Annotated in this window: 21 protein-coding genes and 1 tRNA gene; 9 read left to right on the top strand and 13 right to left on the bottom strand. The window is 66.6% G+C overall.

Annotated features, from left to right (window positions below):
• Positions 1–13 precede the first annotated feature (13 nt).
• Positions 14–652: an anthranilate synthase component II gene (locus HCT51_RS00080; RefSeq protein WP_166876684.1), complete on the top strand. Its 639-nt coding sequence runs from the start codon at positions 14–16 to the stop codon at positions 650–652.
• Between the two features lie 45 nt (positions 653–697).
• Here the strand turns inward: HCT51_RS00080 and pknB are convergent, their stop codons facing one another.
• From pknB to HCT51_RS00115, 7 genes are all read right to left on the bottom strand, one after another.
• Positions 698–2404, bottom strand: a complete 1707-nt coding sequence (gene pknB / locus HCT51_RS00085) for a Stk1 family PASTA domain-containing Ser/Thr kinase (RefSeq protein WP_224760587.1) — start codon at positions 2402–2404, stop codon at positions 698–700.
• Positions 2405–2499: 95 nt separating this feature from the next.
• Positions 2500–4236 (bottom strand): protein kinase domain-containing protein, encoded by a 1737-nt coding sequence (locus tag HCT51_RS00090; protein WP_224760588.1) that lies wholly within the window; start codon positions 4234–4236, stop codon positions 2500–2502.
• Positions 4233–5687, bottom strand: coding sequence for a peptidoglycan D,D-transpeptidase FtsI family protein (locus HCT51_RS00095; protein ID WP_166876681.1), 1455 nt, complete (start codon positions 5685–5687; stop codon positions 4233–4235). Before HCT51_RS00095 ends, HCT51_RS00090 begins: the two co-directional genes overlap by 4 nt.
• Entirely contained in the window at positions 5684–7084 is a 1401-nt protein-coding gene (locus tag HCT51_RS00100) for an FtsW/RodA/SpoVE family cell cycle protein (protein ID WP_166876678.1), read from the bottom strand. The genes HCT51_RS00095 and HCT51_RS00100 overlap by 4 nt, the downstream gene beginning before the upstream one ends.
• Positions 7077–8321 (bottom strand): PP2C family protein-serine/threonine phosphatase, encoded by a 1245-nt coding sequence (locus tag HCT51_RS00105; protein ID WP_166876673.1) that lies wholly within the window; start codon positions 8319–8321, stop codon positions 7077–7079. Before HCT51_RS00105 ends, HCT51_RS00100 begins: the two co-directional genes overlap by 8 nt.
• Before the next feature lie 3 nt (positions 8322–8324).
• The gene (locus HCT51_RS00110; protein WP_224760589.1) at positions 8325–8891 is read right to left on the bottom strand and encodes an FHA domain-containing protein FhaB/FipA; all 567 of its coding nucleotides are present in this window, start codon (positions 8889–8891) and stop codon (positions 8325–8327) included.
• Positions 8888–9580 carry an FhaA domain-containing protein gene (locus HCT51_RS00115; protein WP_166876670.1) on the bottom strand — a complete coding sequence of 231 codons (693 nt, stop codon included), beginning with the start codon at positions 9578–9580 and terminating at the stop codon, positions 8888–8890. Before HCT51_RS00115 ends, HCT51_RS00110 begins: the two co-directional genes overlap by 4 nt.
• 109 nt (positions 9581–9689) lie before the next feature.
• Between HCT51_RS00115 and HCT51_RS00120 the strand changes: the two genes are divergently transcribed.
• A tRNA-Leu gene (locus HCT51_RS00120) sits at positions 9690–9773 on the top strand.
• A 73-nt stretch (positions 9774–9846) separates the two neighbouring features.
• Here the strand turns inward: HCT51_RS00120 and HCT51_RS00125 are convergent.
• From HCT51_RS00125 to HCT51_RS00145, 5 genes are read right to left on the bottom strand one after another with little or no spacing between them, the layout of a single operon-like run.
• Positions 9847–10536, bottom strand: a complete 690-nt coding sequence (locus HCT51_RS00125) for a nucleoside/nucleotide kinase family protein (RefSeq protein ID WP_224760590.1) — start codon at positions 10534–10536, stop codon at positions 9847–9849.
• A complete protein-coding gene (locus HCT51_RS00130) occupies positions 10523–11395 on the bottom strand; it encodes a sugar phosphate isomerase/epimerase family protein (protein ID WP_166876667.1) in 873 nt (290 codons plus the stop codon). The genes HCT51_RS00125 and HCT51_RS00130 overlap by 14 nt, the downstream gene beginning before the upstream one ends.
• Positions 11396–11426: 31 nt before the next feature.
• Positions 11427–12212, bottom strand: coding sequence for an ATP-binding cassette domain-containing protein (locus tag HCT51_RS00135; RefSeq protein ID WP_166876664.1), 786 nt, complete (start codon positions 12210–12212; stop codon positions 11427–11429).
• Positions 12209–13189 (bottom strand): ABC transporter permease, encoded by a 981-nt coding sequence (locus tag HCT51_RS00140; RefSeq protein WP_224760591.1) that lies wholly within the window; start codon positions 13187–13189, stop codon positions 12209–12211. The genes HCT51_RS00135 and HCT51_RS00140 overlap by 4 nt, the downstream gene beginning before the upstream one ends.
• 30 nt (positions 13190–13219) lie before the next feature.
• Positions 13220–14269 (bottom strand): sugar ABC transporter substrate-binding protein, encoded by a 1050-nt coding sequence (locus HCT51_RS00145; protein WP_224760592.1) that lies wholly within the window; start codon positions 14267–14269, stop codon positions 13220–13222.
• A 155-nt stretch (positions 14270–14424) separates the two neighbouring features.
• Here HCT51_RS00145 and HCT51_RS00150 point away from each other — a divergent pair, with 155 nt between their 5' ends.
• The 4 genes from HCT51_RS00150 to HCT51_RS00165 all read left to right on the top strand — a co-directional run bounded on the left by HCT51_RS00150 (position 14425) and on the right by HCT51_RS00165 (position 17913).
• Entirely contained in the window at positions 14425–15600 is a 1176-nt protein-coding gene (locus HCT51_RS00150; RefSeq protein ID WP_166876661.1) for an ROK family transcriptional regulator, read from the top strand.
• 50 nt (positions 15601–15650) lie between these two features.
• Positions 15651–16115 (top strand): MarR family winged helix-turn-helix transcriptional regulator, encoded by a 465-nt coding sequence (locus HCT51_RS00155; RefSeq protein ID WP_166876658.1) that lies wholly within the window; start codon positions 15651–15653, stop codon positions 16113–16115.
• Between the two features lie 98 nt (positions 16116–16213).
• Complete coding sequence (locus HCT51_RS00160) at positions 16214–16465, top strand: multidrug efflux MFS transporter (protein ID WP_166876656.1); 252 nt, start codon at positions 16214–16216, stop codon at positions 16463–16465.
• 59 nt (positions 16466–16524) lie between these two features.
• Positions 16525–17913 carry a flavin monoamine oxidase family protein gene (locus HCT51_RS00165; RefSeq protein ID WP_166876654.1) on the top strand — a complete coding sequence of 463 codons (1389 nt, stop codon included), beginning with the start codon at positions 16525–16527 and terminating at the stop codon, positions 17911–17913.
• Here the strand turns inward: HCT51_RS00165 and HCT51_RS00170 are convergent.
• Positions 17885–18553, bottom strand: a complete 669-nt coding sequence (locus tag HCT51_RS00170) for a Pr6Pr family membrane protein (protein WP_166876651.1) — start codon at positions 18551–18553, stop codon at positions 17885–17887. The two genes, HCT51_RS00165 and HCT51_RS00170, sit on opposite strands and share 29 nt — an antisense overlap.
• A 207-nt stretch (positions 18554–18760) precedes the next feature.
• On the opposite strand from HCT51_RS00170, the gene HCT51_RS00175 reads away from it, so the two are divergent.
• From HCT51_RS00175 to HCT51_RS00185, 3 genes are all read left to right on the top strand, one after another.
• On the top strand, positions 18761–19009 hold the full coding sequence (locus tag HCT51_RS00175) for a hypothetical protein (protein WP_166876648.1): 249 nt from the start codon (positions 18761–18763) through the stop codon (positions 19007–19009).
• 89 nt (positions 19010–19098) lie between these two features.
• A complete protein-coding gene (locus tag HCT51_RS00180) occupies positions 19099–19521 on the top strand; it encodes a VOC family protein (RefSeq protein ID WP_166876644.1) in 423 nt (140 codons plus the stop codon).
• Between the two features lie 24 nt (positions 19522–19545).
• The gene (locus HCT51_RS00185) at positions 19546–19740 is read left to right on the top strand and encodes a DUF1918 domain-containing protein (protein WP_166876641.1); all 195 of its coding nucleotides are present in this window, start codon (positions 19546–19548) and stop codon (positions 19738–19740) included.
• The last annotated feature ends 12 nt before the right edge of the window (positions 19741–19752 follow it).

A 19752-nucleotide genomic window follows, 5' to 3' on the forward strand; every position in this document is an offset into this window, starting at 1 on the left:
TGACGGTCGACCAGTGACCCGCGTGCTCGTCATCGACAACTACGACAGCTTCGTCTACACGCTGAACGGCTACCTGCTGCAGCTCGGTGCCGAAACCGAGGTCGTCCGCAACGACGCGTTCACCGCAGACGAGGCAGCCGCTGTGATCGCCGGGTACGACGCGGTGCTGCTGTCGCCAGGTCCCGGCGCCCCCGCTGCGGCCGGCGTCTCCATCCCGGTCGTGCACGCGGCCTTGGCGGCGGGCATCCCGTTGCTCGGAGTCTGCCTCGGCCACCAGGCGATCGCGGAGGCGCTCGGCGCCACAGTCACCCATGCCGACGAACTGATGCACGGCAAGACCTCACAGGTCAGCCACGATGACAGCGCGTTCTATGAGGGTGTTCCGCAGCCGTTCACGGCGACCCGCTACCACTCGCTCGCCGTGGTGAACGACACCGTGCCCGCTGAACTGATCGTCACCTCGCACACCGAAGGCGGCGTGATCATGGGCGTGCGGCACGCCACCGCTCCGGTGTTCGGCGTGCAGTTCCACCCGGAGTCGGTGCTCACCGAGGGCGGCTACCGCATGCTGGGCAACTGGCTCGCCGTCGCTGGCCTGCCGGAGGCTGCAGAGGTCGCGAAGGGCCTCACCCCGCTCGTTACGCTGCGCTGAGGTCCAACCCGTCGTTTCAGTCGACGAACGTTCCCAGCGGGGATGCTAGTTGACGCAGTAGCGCAGCGTCACGTCGGAGCGCTGCGGCTGGTCACCCGGGCTCAGCGACTGTCCGGACACGATCTGGCCGGAGCATCCGTAGTCGGCCACGACGTCAACCGTGAGCCCCAGTTCCTGACCGAGCACGGTGCTCGCCTCGGCCACGGTGCGGCCAACGACGTCCGGCACGCTGACCATTCCGTTGCTGACGGTGAGATTGACCGTGTCACCGGCGCGTACCCGCTGACCGCCGGCGGGGTCGGAACTGATCACGACACCGCTCGGGATGTTGGTGGAGTACGACTGTTCGGTGGAGCCGTAGATCAGCCCAGCGTCGGTGATCGCGGTGATCGCGGCATCCTCTTCGACTCTGGCGACATGGGGAACGTCGACCTGCCGTTTGCCGAGTGAGACGAAGACTTCGACCTCCATGCCGGGTGACACGGTGACATCCGCCGCCGGTTGGGTGCGGATCACGTCGCCCTCGGCGACGGTGTCGCTGATCTCGCTGAAGCGCTGCGGAATGAGGTCGTTGCCCTCGAGCACCTTCGCGGCGTCGTCGTACGTCTGGCCGGCCACATTGGGAATGGCGACAGAGACTGCGCCGGTGAGCCGGGTTCCCTCGAGCGAGAACGTCCAGTACAGCACGGCTGCGACGATCACGGCCATGACGGCGATGCCCGCCCAGATCCACGCCACCGGAGGCCGGCTCTGGGAACGCACGGGTCGATCCGGCGCCACGGTGAGCTGGCGGATGGCGGCCTCTGAGCCGGCGGTTGCGCTCGGGTTCACTCCGAACAGTGTGGAGCTCGCGTCGTGCTGCGATTCGATCCGGCGGGTGGGCACCTGGCCGGCATCGGCTGCCTCGACATCCGTGCGGAAATCTGCGGCGCTCTGGAACCGCTCGAAGCGGTCCTTCGCGAGTGCGTGCAGCACGACCGCGTCGAGAGCCGGTGACACCCGCGGGTTGAAGGCGCTGGGCGGAACCGGAGCCTCGCTGACGTGCTGGTAGGCGACGGCAACCGGGCTGTCGCCGCGGAACGGCGGGCGGCCGGTGAGCATTTCGAACAGCACCACACCGGTGGAGTACAGGTCGGTGCGGGCGTCGACGGACTCGCCGCGGGCCTGCTCCGGCGAGAAGTACTGCGCGGTGCCGAGGATGACGCTGGTCTGCGCGACGGTTGCCGACGAGTCGGAGATGGCGCGGGCGATCCCGAAGTCCATCACCTTCACCTGGCCGTTCGGCGTGACCATGATGTTGCCCGGCTTGATGTCGCGGTGCACGACACCGGCGCGGTGCGAGTACTCGAGGGCAGTGAGCACGCCCTCGGTGATGCGGGTGGCCTCGTGGGGATCCATCGGGCCGTCGGCGATGATGTCCTTCAGCAGGCGGCCGTCGACGAACTCCATCACGATGAACGGCAGTTGCCGTTCGATGCCGTTCTGGTCGGTGACGGTTTCTTCGCCGGCGTCGAAGACGCGCACGATCGTGGGATGCGCCATCCGGGCCGCAGCCTGGGCTTCCTGGCGGAATCGGGTGCGGAACGACGGGTCGTCGGCGAGGGTGGGCTTGAGTAGCTTGATGGCGACGCGGCGCCCGAGACGCGAGTCGGTGCCGACGTGCACGTCGGCCATTCCGCCGTGCCCGATGAGCTCGCCAACCTGGTATCGCCCAGCCAACTGGCGCAACGAGTGGGTTCCGCCTTCAATCACAAGCCACTACTCCTGATCAACTGCCATCCAACCCTTTAAGCCCTCGCCAGTTTAGCTGCTGGCGAGGGCTCTCCCGACGAGGTCAGGGAGGGTTACTAAAGGACCGGTGCCACGGTGGCGGGAGCCCCGTTGGTGGGAGAGGGTGTGGGCGCCTGGCCTGCCTCAACCGGAATTGTGAGCGTCGGCGAAGTCTCCGAAACGAACTCGCCGCAGTTTGCCGTGTAGCTGATGGTGACCGGCTGGGTGGCCTCCATGATCTGCACGACGGCGCTGGTGCGTCCAGGGCCCGCCACATTGTCTTGCATGTCCTCGAACCGGCCGTTCGATGAGATGGTGAAGCTGTACCCGGTCAGGGAGGTTCCGTTCGAGCATCCGGTGTACTGCGGCCAGGAGATATCCACCGTGCCACCGGTTTCGGCCCGCGCCGGATCGGCCGTTGCCGCGCCCGGGGCGCCCGGTGACGGAATCTCCGAGTAGAACGTGACGCGGATCGTGGTGCCCGGCTGCACGTTGCCGGTGGGGGTGGCGTCGTATGACAGGCCCTGTTGCGCGGGGGTCGGCGCCGTGCTGCCACTGACGGGGTCGAGCGACAGCCCGAGTGAGTCGATCAGCTGCTGCACCTCATCGCGGTTCTTGCCGAGCAGCTCATCCCGGTCGGCGAAGACGGTGCTGCTCGTCGGTGATGGGGTCGGCGTCGGAGTGGGCGTAGGCGTTTGCGGCGCGGCCGACGTGCTGGTTTCGGTCGGAGTCTCGTCGCCGGGGTTGGCGAACAGGGCGATCAGCACCCCGATCAGCACGATGGCCAGCAGTGTGACGATGGCGATCAGCGGCCAGGTCCACGGATTGCGCTTCTTCTCCTCCACCGGAACCTGGGCGGTGTCGGTGGGGCCGGCGGCGGTCATCGTGGGGGTCGTCAGCACGCGGGTGGCGGCATCCGACCCTGCTGCACCTGTGAGGGTGGAGATCGCGGCACCGCCGGCGACCGCGGGCACGGCGAGGGCGGCACCGGCGACATCGCCGCGACGCAGAGCCTGCGCGGCGCGGGCCAGGTGGGCCGCCGAGGCGGGACGCTCGTCCGGGCGCTTGGCGATGCTGGAGTACACGAGGTTGCGCACCGGCTCGGCCACCGTTGCAGGCAGCTCCGGCGGTGCCTCGTTGATCTGCGCCATCGCGATCGCGACCTGCGACTCACCGGTGAACGGGCGACGCCCGGCGAGGGCCTCGTACGCCACGATGCCGAGCGAGTAGATGTCGGTGGACGGAGACGCCGGGTGGCCGCTCGCCTGTTCCGGCGAGAGGTACTGCACGGTGCCCATCACCTGACCGGTGGCGGTCAGCGGCACCTGATCGGCGATCCGCGCGATGCCGAAGTCGGTGATCTTGACGCGACCCTCCGGCGTGATCAGCAGGTTGCCGGGCTTGATGTCGCGGTGCACCAGCCCGACGGCGTGCGCCGCCTGCAGCGCGTTCGCGGTTTGCGCCACGATGTCGAGAACTCGATCGGTGGACAGCACGCGTTCGCGTTCGATGATGGCGCTGAGCGCCTCACCGGGAACGAGCTCCATCACCAGGTAGGCGCTGCCCTCCTCCTCGCCGTAGTCGAAGACGTTGGCGATGCCCTCGTGGCTGACCAGGGCGGCGTGCCGGGCCTCGGCGCGGAAGCGCTCGAGGAACCCGGGGTCTCCCATGTACTCGTCTTTGAGGATCTTGATCGCGACGGTGCGTCCGATCACCAGGTCAGTTGCCTGCCAGACCTCACCCATACCGCCAATGGCAATACGGGATGAGAGCTGGTACCGACCCCCGAAGGTGAGCCCGCTTGTGGGTCTCATCTACTCAGCACCGCCTCAATCACCTGTCGTGCAATGGGCGCGGCAACAGTGTTCCCGTAGGCGTTCTGCCCACGACCCCCACGATCTTCCACGACCACCGCTACCGCTACTTCCGGGTCGCTCGCTGGAGCGAATCCGGTGAACCAGAGCGTGTACGGCTCGCCCACGGCGTTTTCAGCCGTGCCCGTCTTCCCCGCCACTTCAACCCCACTTATTCTTGCATTGTTCGACACACCATCGCTCACGGCCGCGACCATCATCTGCTTGACCGCCTCCGCTGTTTCCGGGCTGATCGGCTCGTTGTACACCTCGACCTGCGGTCCCTGCAGTTCGGTCAAGTCTGGGGCAGTGATGCTCTCGACCAGGGTGGGCGTCATCAGCGTCCCGCCGTTGCCGACCGCGGCCGAGACCATGGCCATCTGCAACGGGGTCACGCGAGTGCTGGCCTGGCCAAAGGACGACAGCATCAGTTCCGGTTCGTCATCCGGCATGGGGTATTGACTCGGCGTGGTCGACATCGGGATATCGAGGCTGTCACCGAACCCGAAGGCTTCGGCGTAATCGGAGAGCGTCTCGGCACCGATCGTCTGACCGATCTGCGCGAAAGCGACGTTGCAACTCAGGCGCAGCGCATCGGTGACCGACACAGTTTCGGCGCCGCCGCAGTTGCTGTCGCCGGAGTTGCGGACGACGGACGAGGTTCCGGGCAACGTCAGCGTCGGCGGGTTCGGGATCTGGCTGTCGGCGGCGAGCTTGCCACTGTCGATCGCGGCGGCCGCCACCAGCACCTTGAACACCGACCCGGGGTGGTAAAGGTCGCCGGAGATGGCCCGATTCTGCAGAGGGTCGGCCGGGTCGTTGAGCAGGGCGTCGTACTGCGCGATGACATCGCGGGTGTTGTGTGAGGCGAGCAGATTCGGGTCGTAACTCTTCTTCGAGACCATGGCGAGAATCGCACCGGTCTTCGGGTCGAGCGCCACCACGGCTCCCGAGTTGTCGCCGAGGGCGTCCCAGGCCGCCTGCTGAACCACCGGGTCGATGGTCAGCTCAACCGAGGCGCCCTTCGGGGTCTGCCCGGTGAACACCGAGGTGATGTTGTCGAGGAACTGCTCGTTGGCGGTTCCACTCAGGTAGTCGTTGAGCGCGCCCTCGACCCCGCTGTTGCCCTGGTTCAGGGTGAAGTACCCGGTGACGTGCGCGTACAGATCGGGTTGCGGGTACTGGCGCAGGAACTTGTACGGCGAATCCACCGGCATCGACTGCGCGACCGGCACCCCGTCGACGAGGATCGGCCCGCGTTCCGCGGAGTAGCTGTCGTACAGGGTGCGAACGTTGCGGTCATCGGCTTGCAGGGTGTCGGCCTGCACCACCTGAATCATGGTGCTGGAGCCGAACAGGGCAAGGAACATGATCAGCACGGCCGCGCTGACGCGACGGAGTTCTTTGTTCATGATTCCACCACCAGTTGCGGTTGATTGCGGACGGTGTCAGACAGGCGAAGTAACAAAATGGCGATGATCCAGTTGGCGAGCAGGGACGACCCGCCCGCAGCGAGGAACGGCGTGGTGAGTCCGGTGAGCGGGATGACGCGGGTGACACCGCCGATCACGATGAACACCTGCAACGCGATCACGAACGACAGCCCGACCGCGAGCAGGCGACCGAAGTCGTCCTGGCCGAGGAACGCGATGCGGAAGCCACGCGAGACCAGCAGCAGGTACAGGCACAGAATGGCGAAGATGCCGACGAGGCCCAGTTCCTCACCGAGCGAGGCGACGATGAAGTCGCTGTCGGCGAGAGGGGTGATGTCGGGCCGGCCACTGCCGAGGCCGGAGCCGATCATGCCGCCGTTGGCCATGCCGAACAGCCCTTGCACGAGCTGGTAGCTGCCGTGCAGTGCGGCATCGTAGTTGTCCTGGTTGAACGGGTTCAGCCAGGCGTCGAATCGGCCGTTGACATAGGTGAGCGCCTGGCTGGCGACCAGTGCTCCGCCGAGGAACAGCACGAGACCGAGCACGATCCAGCTGGCGCGGCCGGTGGCGACGTAGATCATCACCAGGAACAGGCCGAAGTACAGCAGTGAGGTACCGAGGTCGCGCTGGAACACCAGCACTGCCATGGCGGCCGCCCAGATGATGAGGATCGGCCCCAGATCGCGCATCCGCGGGAAACGCATGCCGAGGAACTTGGTGCCCATTAGTGACAGGTTGTCGCGCGCGGTCACCAGATAACCGGCGAAGAAGACCGCGAGGGCGATCTTGGCGATCTCACCGGGCTGGAACGAGAACGGGCCGACGCTGATCCACACCCTGGCACCGAACACCTCCCGGCCGATGCCCGGCAGCATGGGCAGAAGCAGCAGCACGATGCCGGTGAACATGGCGATGTAGCGGTAGCGCTGCAGCACCCGATGGTTGCGGATGAGGAGCAGCACCGCCAGCGACACGAGGATCGCCAGCGCCGTCCAGACGATCTGACGCACTCCGGCGCTTCCCCATCCGACGTCGCCGTCGGCAAGGCTGAGCCGGTAGATCATCGCGATCCCGAGCCCGTTCAGCGTGGTGACGATGGGGAGGATGAACGGATCCGCCTCGGGTGCGGTCACCCGCAAGGCCACGTGGGTTCCGAGGATCAGCACGGCGAGACCCGACGCGAGCCACAGTACGCTCCAGTCGATCTGGTCGGTGACTCCGAGTTGCGAGAGGGCGATCGCCGCCCCGCCGATCGCGAACGCGACGAACAGCAGCACCAGTTCGAGGTTGCGGAGCTTCGCCGGCTGCCTCAGTTTGATGCGGATCGTCTCGGAGATTGTTGTGCGTGGCCCGGCGTCTGGACTGACTTTACTCATCCGCCATCACCTCCAGCCGATCGACGATTGCCCTGGCGTCGGGGAGATCATCGGCGTTGATTGTGGACTCGACGCTGGATAGCCAGTACGGCGGCAGGTCGTCGAGCGGGATTCCGGTCTCTTCGTACACATTCGAGAGCCGGATGGGGCCGAGGCCCTGCTGCACCCCTTGGTAGATTGCCACTTCACCGTCATAGGCGCCGACGTAGAACCGTGTCTGCGTCCACTGGTACGCGGCCACGATACCGGTGGCCACCACCGCGAGCACGAGCGCAAGCGCCACTAGCCAGGTGATGCGGCGGCGCCGGGCTCGGCGCCGATCCTCGTCGATCAGCGCGGTGAGGTACTCCTCGCTCTCCGGCTCGAAGTGGCTGGGGTCGGGTTTGGTCGCCTTCAGCGGATGCAGCAGCAGGGTGGGCAGACGCAGCGCCGATCGTCCCGCCTCGCTTTCGTAGGTGAGCGGCTGTGCCGCGGATCCCACGATTACCGGAGTGTGCGCCGACGACTCGCCTGACTCGTCGATGTCGACGAGCACCACGGTGACATTGTCCGGCGCGCCCTGGTCGAGGCTCTCCTTCACCAGTCGGTTGGCGGCATCCTTCGTGTTCGGGTGGTGGCTGAGCGCCGATCGGATTCTGTCGTCTGTGACGTAACTGGAGAGCCCGTCGGAGCAGATCAGCCAGCGATCGCCCGGCCGGGTACGCACGATCGTGGTGTCGATCTCGGGGGAGGCGTCCACGTCGCCGAGCACGCGCATCAGCACTGATCGTCGGGGATGCACCGCCGCCTCCTCTGGCGTGATGCGGCCGCTGTCGACGAGGCGTTGCACGAACGTGTGGTCGGCGGTGACCTGGGTCAGTTCGCCGTCCCGGTAGAGGTAGATGCGCGAGTCGCCGATGTGGGCGAGCGCCATTTCGTCGCCGACCCGTAGCAGACCACTCACGGTTGTGCCCATGCCGGTGAGTTCCTGGTGCTCGAACACCGCTTCGGCGAGCAGCGAGTTAGCGGCGATCAGCGCGGATTTGAGCGCGAACTCGGCGTCTGCGGCGGACTCATACGCCTTGTCCGCGTCGATGATGCGCTTGATCGCGATCGCCGACGCGACGTCGCCGCCGGCGTGGCCCCCCATTCCGTCGGCCACGACGAAGAGGTGCGCGCCCGCATAGCCGGAATCCTGGTTATTCGACCGGATCTTGCCGACATGCGAGACGGCGACGCTCTTGGGGTTGCTGGCCATCAACTACCGCCGGAGCTCAAACGTTGTGGTGCCGATCTTGACTGGCGTGTTCAACGGGACCTTGGTGGGCACGGTCACGCGGGTGCCGGCGAGGAAGGTTCCGTTGGTTGAGTCGAGATCCTGCACCATCCACTCGTTGTTCCAGAGCATCAGGCGGGCGTGGTGGGTGGATGTGTAGTCGTCGCGGATGACGAGGCCTGACTCGCTAGAGCGGCCGATGGTCACCTGTTCGCCGCCGAGTGTGATCTCCATGCCCTCCTTCGGACCGGATGTGATCACCAACCGGCTCGCCGGGGCATCGTTGGAGAATGACAGCGCTTCAGTGGGTTCGGATGCCGCGGAGGCGCGCGCCGCGACCGGAGTGGGAGCCGGCACGGGGGCGGGCGCCGGCACCGGTGCGGCCTGCGCCGACGGGAACTGGGCGGCCGACGGCACCTCGCCGGGCGGCAGCTTGCGCGCCTTGTGCCCGAACATGTCGGTGCGCAAGGCATAGACGACGGCGAAGACGAACAGCCAGAGCAACGCCAGGAAACCCAGGCGCAGCACAAGCAGCGTCAGTTCGCTAGTCACCGTCGGGTGTCCTGATCGGTGGGGGTGGACTGGGCAAGCACCCTGAACACAATACGGGTGCGGCCGATGTCGATGACCGAGTCGGGCTCGAGCAGGGCGCTGCGCAGCGGCTCCCCGTTCAGCTTCGAGCCGTTGGTGGAGTTCAGGTCGTTGGCCTGACCGCGGGTGCCGTCCCAGAGCACCTCGACGTGTTTGCGCGAAATTCCGGGGTCATCCACGGTGATGTCGGCTTCGGAGCCGCGGCCGATGACCGTGCGGCCCTTGGCGAGCGGATAGCGCTTGCCCGCGACATCCAGAACCGGCGTCCAAGCCACCTGACCCTGCACGCTCACGGAGTCGACCTGCAGGATGCCCTCTGTGAGGTTGTCGCGCTCGACCAGCTTGATCGAGATGCCGCCGGAGAAGGAGTAGTGCTGGGCGGTGGCGTGTCGCTGCACCTGCCCGATGAGTTCGTCGATCAGCGCCGGCCCGAGGTTCGCCATGCGCGCATAGTCGTGGCGCGACAGGCCGACCGTGAACTGGTTTGGCACCAGAATGCGGTCGCGCGCGACGACCGCGGCCTTCGTGTCGAGCTCGCGTCGGAGCGCGCTTGTGATCTCGAGAGGCTGCAGTCCGCTTTTGAACGTCTTCGCAAAGGCGCCGTTGACAGCCCTCTCGAGACCTCGTTCGAAATTGTCCAGTAGACCCAAAGACTTCCCCGCTCGGCCAGATGTTCCTCACTGATGTTAGTGGGTAGCGCTGAAAGCGAGGCTGAAGACTGTGGTAATCTCGCTGAGTTGGTTCGTAAGGGCCATGTGAGCGCGAGTGGCGGAATTGGCAGACGCGCTGGCTTCAGGTGCCAGTGCTCGAAAGGGCGTGGGGGTTCAAGTCCCCCCTCGCGCACTCACAGATTAGAAGGCCGACCGGGTTCCCGGTCGGCCTTCTTGCATTTCGGTCGATGGGTCGATTGTGGGGGCTAGCCGCCGGAGACGACCAGGTCGGCGCGGTCGCGCGTTGACTCGATCAGCAGCGCGTTGACACCATCGACCGATTCGGCCCAGGCTTGTGCGGCTTCGGGGGAGCGGCCGTGGCGTTCGTGCCGGTCGACCAGTCGGCGCAACCGTTCGTCGGAGGACGTGTCGCAGTACCAGGCTTCGGCGAGCAGCCCGTGGATGGCAGACCAGGGTTTCTGATCGACGAGCAGGTAGTTGCCCTCCACCACGACGATCTCGGCCTCCGGCAGCACGACAAGCTCGGCCGCGATCCCTTCGTCGACTCTCCGGTCAAAGCTCGGCGCATAGACCGGGTGATCGAGTTCCACCAGCAGCCGGCCGAGCAGGGCGACGAAGCCCCAGCCGTCGAAGGTGTCGATGGCGCCCTTGCGGTCGTGGTTGCCGAGCCGGTCGAGGGTCGCGTTGGCCAGGTGGAAGCCGTCCATCGGCAGGTAGGCGGCACGTTCGATCGACGACTGCTCGCCAGCGAGCAGCTGGTTCAGCCGCTCCACCAGCCCCCGCGCAACCGTGGTCTTGCCGGCCCCCGGGCTCCCGGTGATGCCGAGGATCACCCGCTGCCCCGGACGCATCAGCCCGATCGCCCGCTGGGCGAGCGCATCCAATTGTGCGACGGGGATGACGGATGCCGCGGCCTCCTGATCAGGATGAGACACGGTTGCCGCCCAGGGCGGTGCGCAGGTAGTCGTGCGCGTGCGCGGCCAGCTCCGGGCCGTCGTCCCACAGGTTGCGCCAGATGGCGAGGTCGTTGGACAGGGTGGGCGACACGATCGCGGACGAGAACGACTCGAAGGTAATCGCACCGGTGTAGCCGATGTCGACCAGGGCGTGGAAGAACGAGATGAAGTCCAGGTGCCCGCTGCCGAGGTAGCCGCGGTGGTTCTCGCCGACGTGCACGTAGCCGAGCCGGTCGCCGGCGAGCATGATCGGCCGCACGAAATCGTCCTCCTCGATGTTCATGTGATAGCTGTCGAGGTGGATCAGCACGTTGTCCTCCCCGATGTCATCGGCGAGGGCGAGGGCCTGGCTCGCCGTGTTGACCACGTTGGTCTCGTACCGGTTGCAGACCTCGAGGCCGAGCGTCATGTTCTTCGTCGCCGCCTCCTTGGCGAGGTCGCGCAGCACGGCGACGACGTTGTTGCGGCCGGCCGTGCTGAGCGGGTGCCCGTACTTACCGAGCGCGCTGTAGAGCGCCCCGGTGAAGTGGGTGCCGCCCAGCTCGTGGGTGATCCGCAGCGAGTCCTCGAGCAGCTTCGCGCCGCGGGCGACCACGGCAGAATCCTCGCTTGATACGTCGGCGTCGAAGGCGAGTCCGCGAGAGCAGACGATGCCGAGCGAGGCGGCCTCGAGCGCCGACTTCGCCGCCGCGACATCCAGATTCACCGCGTCATGCAGTGACAGCTCGAGCAGGTCGAAGCCGGCTTTCTTCGCCTCACCGACGGTGTACTCGACCTCGGCGGGCGTGGTTCCGCCGGAGAAAACGAGCGCGTGGACACCCAATTTGTTGTTCAACATGTGGTTCCTTCGTGACTGGTGGGCAGGTGCCCTAGGCGGCTTTCGCGCCGGTGATCAGGGCGACGAGTTCGTCGCCGGATGTCTCTGTGGTGCGGCGCTCAGCCACGGCCAGCCCGCCGCGCATCACCCAGACATGGTTCGACAGGCGCATCACCTGTTCGAAGTTGTGGCTGATCAGCAGCACCGCGACCCCGGAATCACGGAGGGTGTTGATGACCTTCTCCACGCGTGCGGTCTCCTGCACGCCGAGAGCCGCCGTGGGCTCATCCATGATCACGATCCTGCTGCCGTAGCCGGCCGCCCGGGCGATGGCAACGGCCTGCCGCTGGCCGCCGGACAGCCGTCGAACTCTGTTGCTAACGGGTGGTGCATTGACCGCGAGATTACCGAGCTGGGTGCTGGCGCTGGCTTTCATCTGTTTGCGGTCCAGCGTGCGGAACGGTCCGAAGCCGCGGGTGATCTCGCGCCCGAGGAAGAAGTTCTGCCAGACGGCGAGCTCCTCGACCAGCGCGAGGTTCTGGTGCACGGTCTCGATACCGTGCTTGCGCGCCAGGTTGGGGGTTTCAAACGTGACATCCTCACCATCCAGCCGGATGGTGCCGGAGTCGGGCCGGTGCACGCCGGAGAGGCAGCGCACGAGGGTCGACTTGCCGGCCCCGTTGTCGCCGATGAGTGCGGTGATCTCGCCGCGCCGCATCTGGATCGAGGCGCCCTTCAGGGCGTGTACCCCGCCGAACGACTTGGTGATCTCGGTTGCCGACAGGATGATGTCGGAGCCGGCCTTGGTCGGCGTGGCCGCTGCTGCTGTATCGGTCATTTCTTCTGGTACCTCGTGAGTAGGGCTGCCAGGACCACGACGAGTCCGACGGCGAGCGGCTGGTAGAACTGGGACACGCCGAGCAGAGTGAGGCCGTTGGCGAGGGCCGTCAGCAGCAGGGCGCCGATGATGGGCCCGCCGATCCGTGCCTTGCCGCCGGTGAGGCTCACGCCGCCAAGTACCACTGCGGCAATGGAGTTGAGCAGGAAGCCCGTGTTGATCGCCGGTTCCGCGGCGCCCACTCTCGCCACCAGCAGGATCGCGGCGACACCCGCGAGCCCGGCGGAGATGAGGTAGACCACAATGCGAACCTTGGCCACGGCGATGCCGTTGGCCACGGAACTCTCCTCGTTCCCACCGACCGCTTGCACGTGCAGGCCGAACCGAGTTCGGAACATCACCCACCAGGTGAGAACCCCGATGATCGCGGCGAGGATGATCGGGAATCCGAAGATCCCGATCGATCCGGTGGTCAGGGTCAGCAGTTCGGTGCTGTTGACGGTGATCGGCTTGCCGTCTGACACGATGAGTGAGAGACCTGTGGCCACCCCCAGGGTTCCTAACGTGGCGATGAAGTCAGTGACTTTGCCCTTGGCAATCAGTAAGCCGTTGATCAACCCGATGGCCCCGGCCGCCACGAGAGCCACGAGCGCCGCGAGCCAAAAGCCGAGTCCGGCTTGCCAAGCCAGCCCGAAGCTGATCGCGCCGAAGGTCATCGTTGCCGCGATCGACAGGTCGATACCGCCGGTGGTGATGACGAACGCCTGGGCGATCGCCAGCACCACCAGGATGGCGGCGGCCACGAGCATGGCGCGGATGTTGCCGAGCGTCAGGAAGGTCGGGCTGAGGATCGAGAAGACGATCACCAGCACCACCAGCCCGATCGGGGCGGCGTGCTCTGCCCAGAAACTGAGCTGTCGTGCGTTGTCGACCAGTGAGGTCATCGCTTTCGGTCGTGTTGCTTCAGCGGTACTCATGATGTTCACCGTTCTCGATGCTCGGCGAGGCTACTCGGCCAGCAGGTCGGTCAGCGGGTTCTCGAACTCTTCGAACGGCTGCGGGAATGCCGCGATGGCGTCGGCAGCGACATCCTTCGTGACCAGGGCGGTCGGCGATTCGATGTTCTCCGGCAGGGTCTCGCCGCCGGCGACCACCTCGCAGGCCTGGACGCCGAGCGATCCGATGGCGTACGGGTACTGGGCGACGGTTGCGGTCAGGCCGCCCGCCTCCACAGACTCGAGCGCGTCCTGGTTGCCGTCCACGCTGACCACGACGATCTGGCCGGTGAGTCCGGCATTCTCGATTGCCTTCACAATGCCGAGACCCATGTCGTCATTCGCGGCGAAGAACGCCGTGACGTTCGGGTTGGCGGCAATGATGTCGGTCGCCGCGGTGAGAGCCAGCTCGCGCTTCCAATCCGCTGCGGATTCCTGCACAACGGTGAGTGTGTCGCCGACCGCCTCCTTGAACCCGTCGATTCGGGCGGCGCTGGTCACGTCTCCGGCGATGCCGCCGATGATGGCAACTTCAGAGGATGCCGGCACCTGCTCCACCACGAAGTCGCCGGCCTTGCCGCCGGCCGCACCGTTGTCGGTGCCGATGTATGTCGCAATGTCGAGGTTCGCGGTCTCCGCAGCGTCGGGATCGATGGGGCTGTCGATGTTGACGATGGCCTTACCGGCGGAGGAGATCTGGCTGAGTGCCTGCACCAGGTTGGTGCCGCTGATGGGATTCACGATGTAGCAGCCGAAGTCCTGCCCGGCGAGGGCGGTGAGCTTGTCGGCCTGGCCGGTAGTGTCGCCGATATCGGCGGCGGCCTGCACCGTGACGTCCACGCCGTCTTGCTCCGCAGTGTCGTTGATGCCGTCTTCCATCGCCTGGAAGAACGGGTTGTCGAGGCCCTTGATCACGGCGGCGACCTTGTCCGAGGAGGGAGCTTCGGTGGTGCCGCCCCCGCCGTCACCTCCCGTCGCGCAGCCCGCCAGGACGAGAGCGAGAGCTCCGATTGGAACGGTGACGCGCATGAGGTGCGTCCATCTTGCATCTTTGCTTGACATCTTCTTCATCCTCAGCGAGGTCAGTGGCACCACTATGTGCCGGTGGAGTCAAACTACGACACCTTTTGTGTGGACGCAACCCAAAAGTAGCGGTAAGTTTTCTCGTGAAACGGCTAATATGCCGAATGATCACCCCGACAGCAATGGAGCTTTTCTTGACTTCAATCGATGGCCGACCGCTGATGGGGGACGTCCTCACGCTCTTCCGCAAGCACGGGGAGCTGAGCCGCACCGACGTGATCGAGATGTCCGGCCTGTCCAGGTCGACCGTGAACCAGCGATTGACCGCGCTCTTCGCGTCGAATCTCATCACGCCGATCGAAGGGGGAGAGTCGACCGGCGGCCGCCCGTCCAGTCGGTTCGTGTTCAACAAGAACCGTGGGGTGCTGCTCACCGCGGACATCGGCGCCTCGGGGTTCACGGTCGCGGTCTGCGATCTGGCCGGCACACCGCTGCGGAGCGCCGCAGGGGTGATCAACGTGTGGGAGGGCCCAGCGCGCGTGCTGCAGACGGTGCAGGATGCCGTCGAGAGTCTGCGTGATGACGCCGAAGTCTGTGGGATCGGGATCGGGGTTCCCGGTCCGGTCGAGTTCGCGGCGGGGCGGGTGGTCAATCCGCCGATCATGACCGGCTGGGACCGGTTCGACATCGCCGGCTGGTTCTCCCAGCGGTATTCCGGGCCGGTGATCGTCGAGAACGACGCCAATGCCCGCGCCGTGGCGGAGTCGCGCACCCGGCAGGTCGACAATCTGATCAGCCTGAAAATCGGCACCGGAATCGGCGCGGGTCTCGTGTTCAACGGTCAGATCATCCGGGGCAGCGAGGGCGCAGCCGGAGACATCGGTCACACCAGGGCGGCGCCGGCGAACGACAGCTCTGCTCCGCACTGCCGCTGCGGGAACGTCGGCTGCGTGGAGGCATATGCCGGTGGGTGGGCGATCATGCGGGATCTCGCCGAGCACGGCATCGCCACCGAACACACCGCCGACGTGGTCGCGCTGGTGCGGCAAGGCAACTTCGATGCGGTGCGGCTGGTGCGGCAGGCGGGGCGGGTGCTCGGCGATGCGGTTGCCGGGCTGGTCAGCATCCTGAACCCGGCGATGATCGTGGTGTCTGGGCAACTGGCCGAATGCGACGAAGTGCTGCTGTCTGGGGTGCGCGAACGGGTCTACCAGCGGGCGCTGCCGCTCGCCACCCGCAATCTGCAGATCGCGACATCCGACCTGCGAGAACTGGCCGGGGTCTCGGGGCTCGCGCTCATCGCGGCCGATCAGATCTTCGGCACGGCGGCCGTCGACGACCTGCTCGGCGCCGCGTCGCTGGCGCGCTGAGCGTTGTCTCGTCGGGACTTCATGGATGTCGCAAGCCTTATGTTTATGACATGACAACTGTTCCGGATGCGCCGGCTGGACCCGCGGTGGACCATCGAGCCCTCGCGGTGGCGTTGCATGACATTTCCTCGGAGGTGCGCCGAAAGTCGCTCGAGGGAACCGACGTCAAGCCGCTGCCGAACGGCGCGATTGAGATCATCCGAGTCATCGAATCGAATCCCGGCATCACCGTGGCTGAGGTGGCCGCGAGGCTCGGCCGTCAGTTCAGCAATGTGAGCACGCAATTGCGTGAGCTGGTGGCGCTGGGCCTCGTCACCCGCACCCGCGACATCGCCGACAAGCGGTACGTGTCGCTGTATCCGACGCCGGAGAGCCTGCGAGTCAAGACTCTTCTGGAAACGGCGTGGGGCGAGGCGCTCGAGATCGCCGTCTCGCAACTGTCACCGGTGGAACAGGCGCAGATCCAGGCCAGCCTTCCAGCATTCCGGCGGATCGCGGCGAACCTCGGTCACTGAGAAAAAACACTTACGCTTCGACTGGTCCCCGGAGCCATCCTGATGGCCGTCGGCTCGGCTCGCTGCCGCGTCGCCTGTACCCGCACGGCAGCGCGATCATGAACACCCTGCAGCAGCTCGCCGGTGCGGCGGGCACCGCGGTGCTCATCGCAGGGATGACCATCGGGGCGGCGATCGCTGCCACCGCCGGGGCCGACGCCGCGCTCGCCCAGGCCGAGGGTGCGCAGACCGCGTTCATGGTCGGCGGAGTCATCGCGCTGATCGGTGTGGTGTTCTCGTTCTTCGTGCGTCGCATCCGTGAGGATGCCGCCGACGGTGCCGACCGGCCCTTTTCGCGTACGGCGGAGTAAGTTGGTCGGCAAACAGACGGGCACTCGATGTGGGAGAGAGCCGAGGCACAGTGGCATCCATGGATCGGCGGACCTTCCTGATCGCGTCGGCATCGAGCCTTGCCATCGCCGGCCTCGTCGGCTGCACCGACCAGCGGCCGCCCACGCCGTCCCCGACAGCCACCGCGTCACCGACGCCCGCCCTGGTGCCTACGCCCGCCGCGTTCCGGCGCACCGCCTGGTCGACCGACCCGTTCTCGCGGGGCGCGGCCAGCTTCTACGCCACAGGGTCGAATCCGGATGACCGCGCGACGCTGCAGACCGCCGTCGAGGATCGACTGTTCTTCTCTGGGGAGGCGGTATCCGCGAACCCCGGCACCGTGACCGGGGCGATCGGATCGGGGCGCGCCGCCGCGCAGCAGGTGGCCGATCTGGCAGCCGTCGGCGAGCGGATCGGCGTGATCGGCGCCGGGGCGGCCGGCCTTGCTGCCGCGCGGGCACTCGCGGACGCCGGGTTCGAGGTGGTGGTGATCGAGGCACGCGACCGCATCGGCGGACGCATCGCCACCTACGAGTCCGACGACTGGCCGTTCCCGATCGAGTTGGGCGCGTCATTCCTGCAGAACGGCACCGGCGACCCCCTGGTCGAGGAGCTGAAGAACGGCGGGCTGACCGTGCGCGCACTGCCGGAGACCGTTGAGACCCGCGCCCCGGACGGCGCCGTAGTGGAGCAGTCGCCGGTGCCTGCGGAGGTCGTGGCCGAGGCCGTCGCTTGGGCCGCCGCGGGCCGCCGGGACGTCTCAGTGGACACGGCGATCGCCGACTCCGGCGCGGGCGAGGTGTCGACAACCGGCGCCATCTCCGAGGCCGACTGGCTGGCGCAATACCTGCAGACGCAGCTGGCGGCGGATGTCGGCGCGCCCGCGGACGAGTTGTCGGCCTGGTACGGGGTGAGCGAACAGGCGGGCGATGGTCAGATCGTGCTCGGCGGCATGATGGCAGTGCTCGAGCGCGAGGCGGAGGGGCTGGACGTCGTGAGCTCGAGCGTGGTCACCCGCATCGTGCACACCGAGGCGGGGGTCAGCATGCGCCTCGCAACCGGTCAGTCGCTGACCGTGGACCGGGTGATCATCACCGCTCCGCTCGGCGTCCTCAAGTCGAGCGCACTCGAGTTCGACCCGCCACTGCCGTTCGGCCACCGTGCGGCGATCGACGCGCTGGGAATGGGCGCCCTCGAGAAAGTCTGGCTGCGGTTCGACGAACCGTTCTGGCAGGCCACCACCGCGCTCTGGCGCACGGTGGGCACCGAAACCGACTTCGCCATGTGGGTCAACCTGCAGCCATTCACCGGCGACCCCGTGCTGATGGGGATCGCCACCGGTGACGCCGCCCGCCGGGTCGCCGAGTTGACCGACGACGACGTGCTGCGCGGGGCTCTGCTCAGTCTCGAACCCTTCGCTCGGCCGTGACCGAACGACTGCGGGTGACCGGGTCCCACCGGGTGGTCGCGGCAAGCAGGGCGGCGACGCCGGCGATCACGGCGAGGGCTCCGACGCAGTACAGCGCCGTCTCCCAGGGGTTCACCTGAACCGGGTCGAGGAAGAAGTACGGATACCACCCCACGAGCGGACTGCGGATGAAGGTGAAGACGCCCCAGACCAGCGGAAACGGCACGGACAGCAGCGCGGTCACGCCGCTCACATGCACCCGGCCGGGCGCGAACAGCCAGTCGGCAAGAGCCGCGAGCGGCAGCCAGAAGTGCAGCAGCTGGCTCGAGAACGGCACATCCACCCGCACGTCGTTGACCGCCCACTGGCTGAGAATCACCACCGAGACCAGGCCAGAGGACACCGTGTACGTGGTCACCAGCGCGCGCAGCACGTCGAACCACAGTGGATCCGACATCCGCAATTCGGCGAGAATGCCGCCGGCGATGAAGACGGCCACCGCAATAATCGCGCTCTGCACCGTGAAATAACTGAAAAAGTTGCCGATCACGGATGCCGGAAAGCCCAGCGTGTACTCGATATCGCCGATCAGCGCGAACACCCAGACGCCGGCGAGCAGAAAGCGCGCGGCCCCGAACACCCGACGAGTCGTGCCGCTCATCCGGTCGGGATGGGACTCGTGCGCTCGGCCATGCAGCCACGCTACGCGCGATCGGGCGAAGCCGTCATTCAGCAACCACTCGGCACGGCTGGCGTAACGTCGGTGTCGGCTCGCCGGTGGGCCGGGGGACTTGCCGAGAAGCTGCTCCATACGCGCACCCCCGCCGCCCACGCGACGCCGGTGCCACGCCAGTGAAAGTGATCCACCATGTCTCCGACCGAACTCCTTCTGGGCGGCCTACTCGCAGCAGTCGGCTACTTCCTCGGCTTCGTGCTCCCCGCGCAGGGCAAGGCCCGCGGCGAAGTCGCCGTGGCCTCGCACACCTACACACACGAACTGACCGGCCTGCCCGGGGAATTCCACGAGCACACATACTCGGCGAAGGTGCCCGCCGTGGTTCGCCGGATGCTGTTCCGTCGCGACTCCGCCGGCTGCATCGGCGGACCCAAGCGCTGAACCTGCGCTGAGGGAAGCCACCCCTCGCGGTGGCGAGGCTTCTGACCGAGAATGGGGATCGAACACCCACCGATCGGAAGGAACGACACATGAGCACGCTTCTTAATCCGTATCTGAGCTTTCGCGATTCCGCGAGGGACGCGATGACCTTTTACCAGTCGGTATTCGGCGGTGACCTGACCCTCAGCACGTTCGGCGAGTATCAGGCGTCCGAGGATCCGGCCGAGCAGGACAAGATCATGCACGCCCAGTTGACCACCGACAACGGCTTCACCCTGATGGGCGCAGACACCCCGAACGGCATGGACTACACCGCCGGCACGAACTACGCGGTGTCGCTGAGTGGCGACGATGACTCCGCGCTGCGCGGCTACTGGGAGCGGCTGAGCGAGGGAGGCACGGTGTCGATGCCGCTCGAGAAGGCGCCGTGGGGCGACAGCTTCGGCCAACTGGTCGACAAGTACGGCGTCAGCTGGCTGGTCAACATTGCGGGAGCGCCCGCTCAGGGCTGAGCGGGCGAGAGGAAGGAAACGCTCATGCGCGCTCAACAAGGAGACCGCATCATCATTCGCGGTAAGACAGTGGAGTCGTCAGACCGACATGGCGAGATCATCGAGGTTCGCGGGCCCGATGGCGGGCCGCCGTACACCGTGCGATTCGACGACGGACATGAAAGCGTGGTGTACCCGGGAGGCGACTTCATGGTGGAGCGGCCGGAGCACCAGAGCTAGCAGGGCAGGGGA

Source organism: Salinibacterium sp. ZJ450 (assembly GCF_011751885.2).
Taxonomy (GTDB): Bacteria; Actinomycetota; Actinomycetes; order Actinomycetales; family Microbacteriaceae; genus Ruicaihuangia.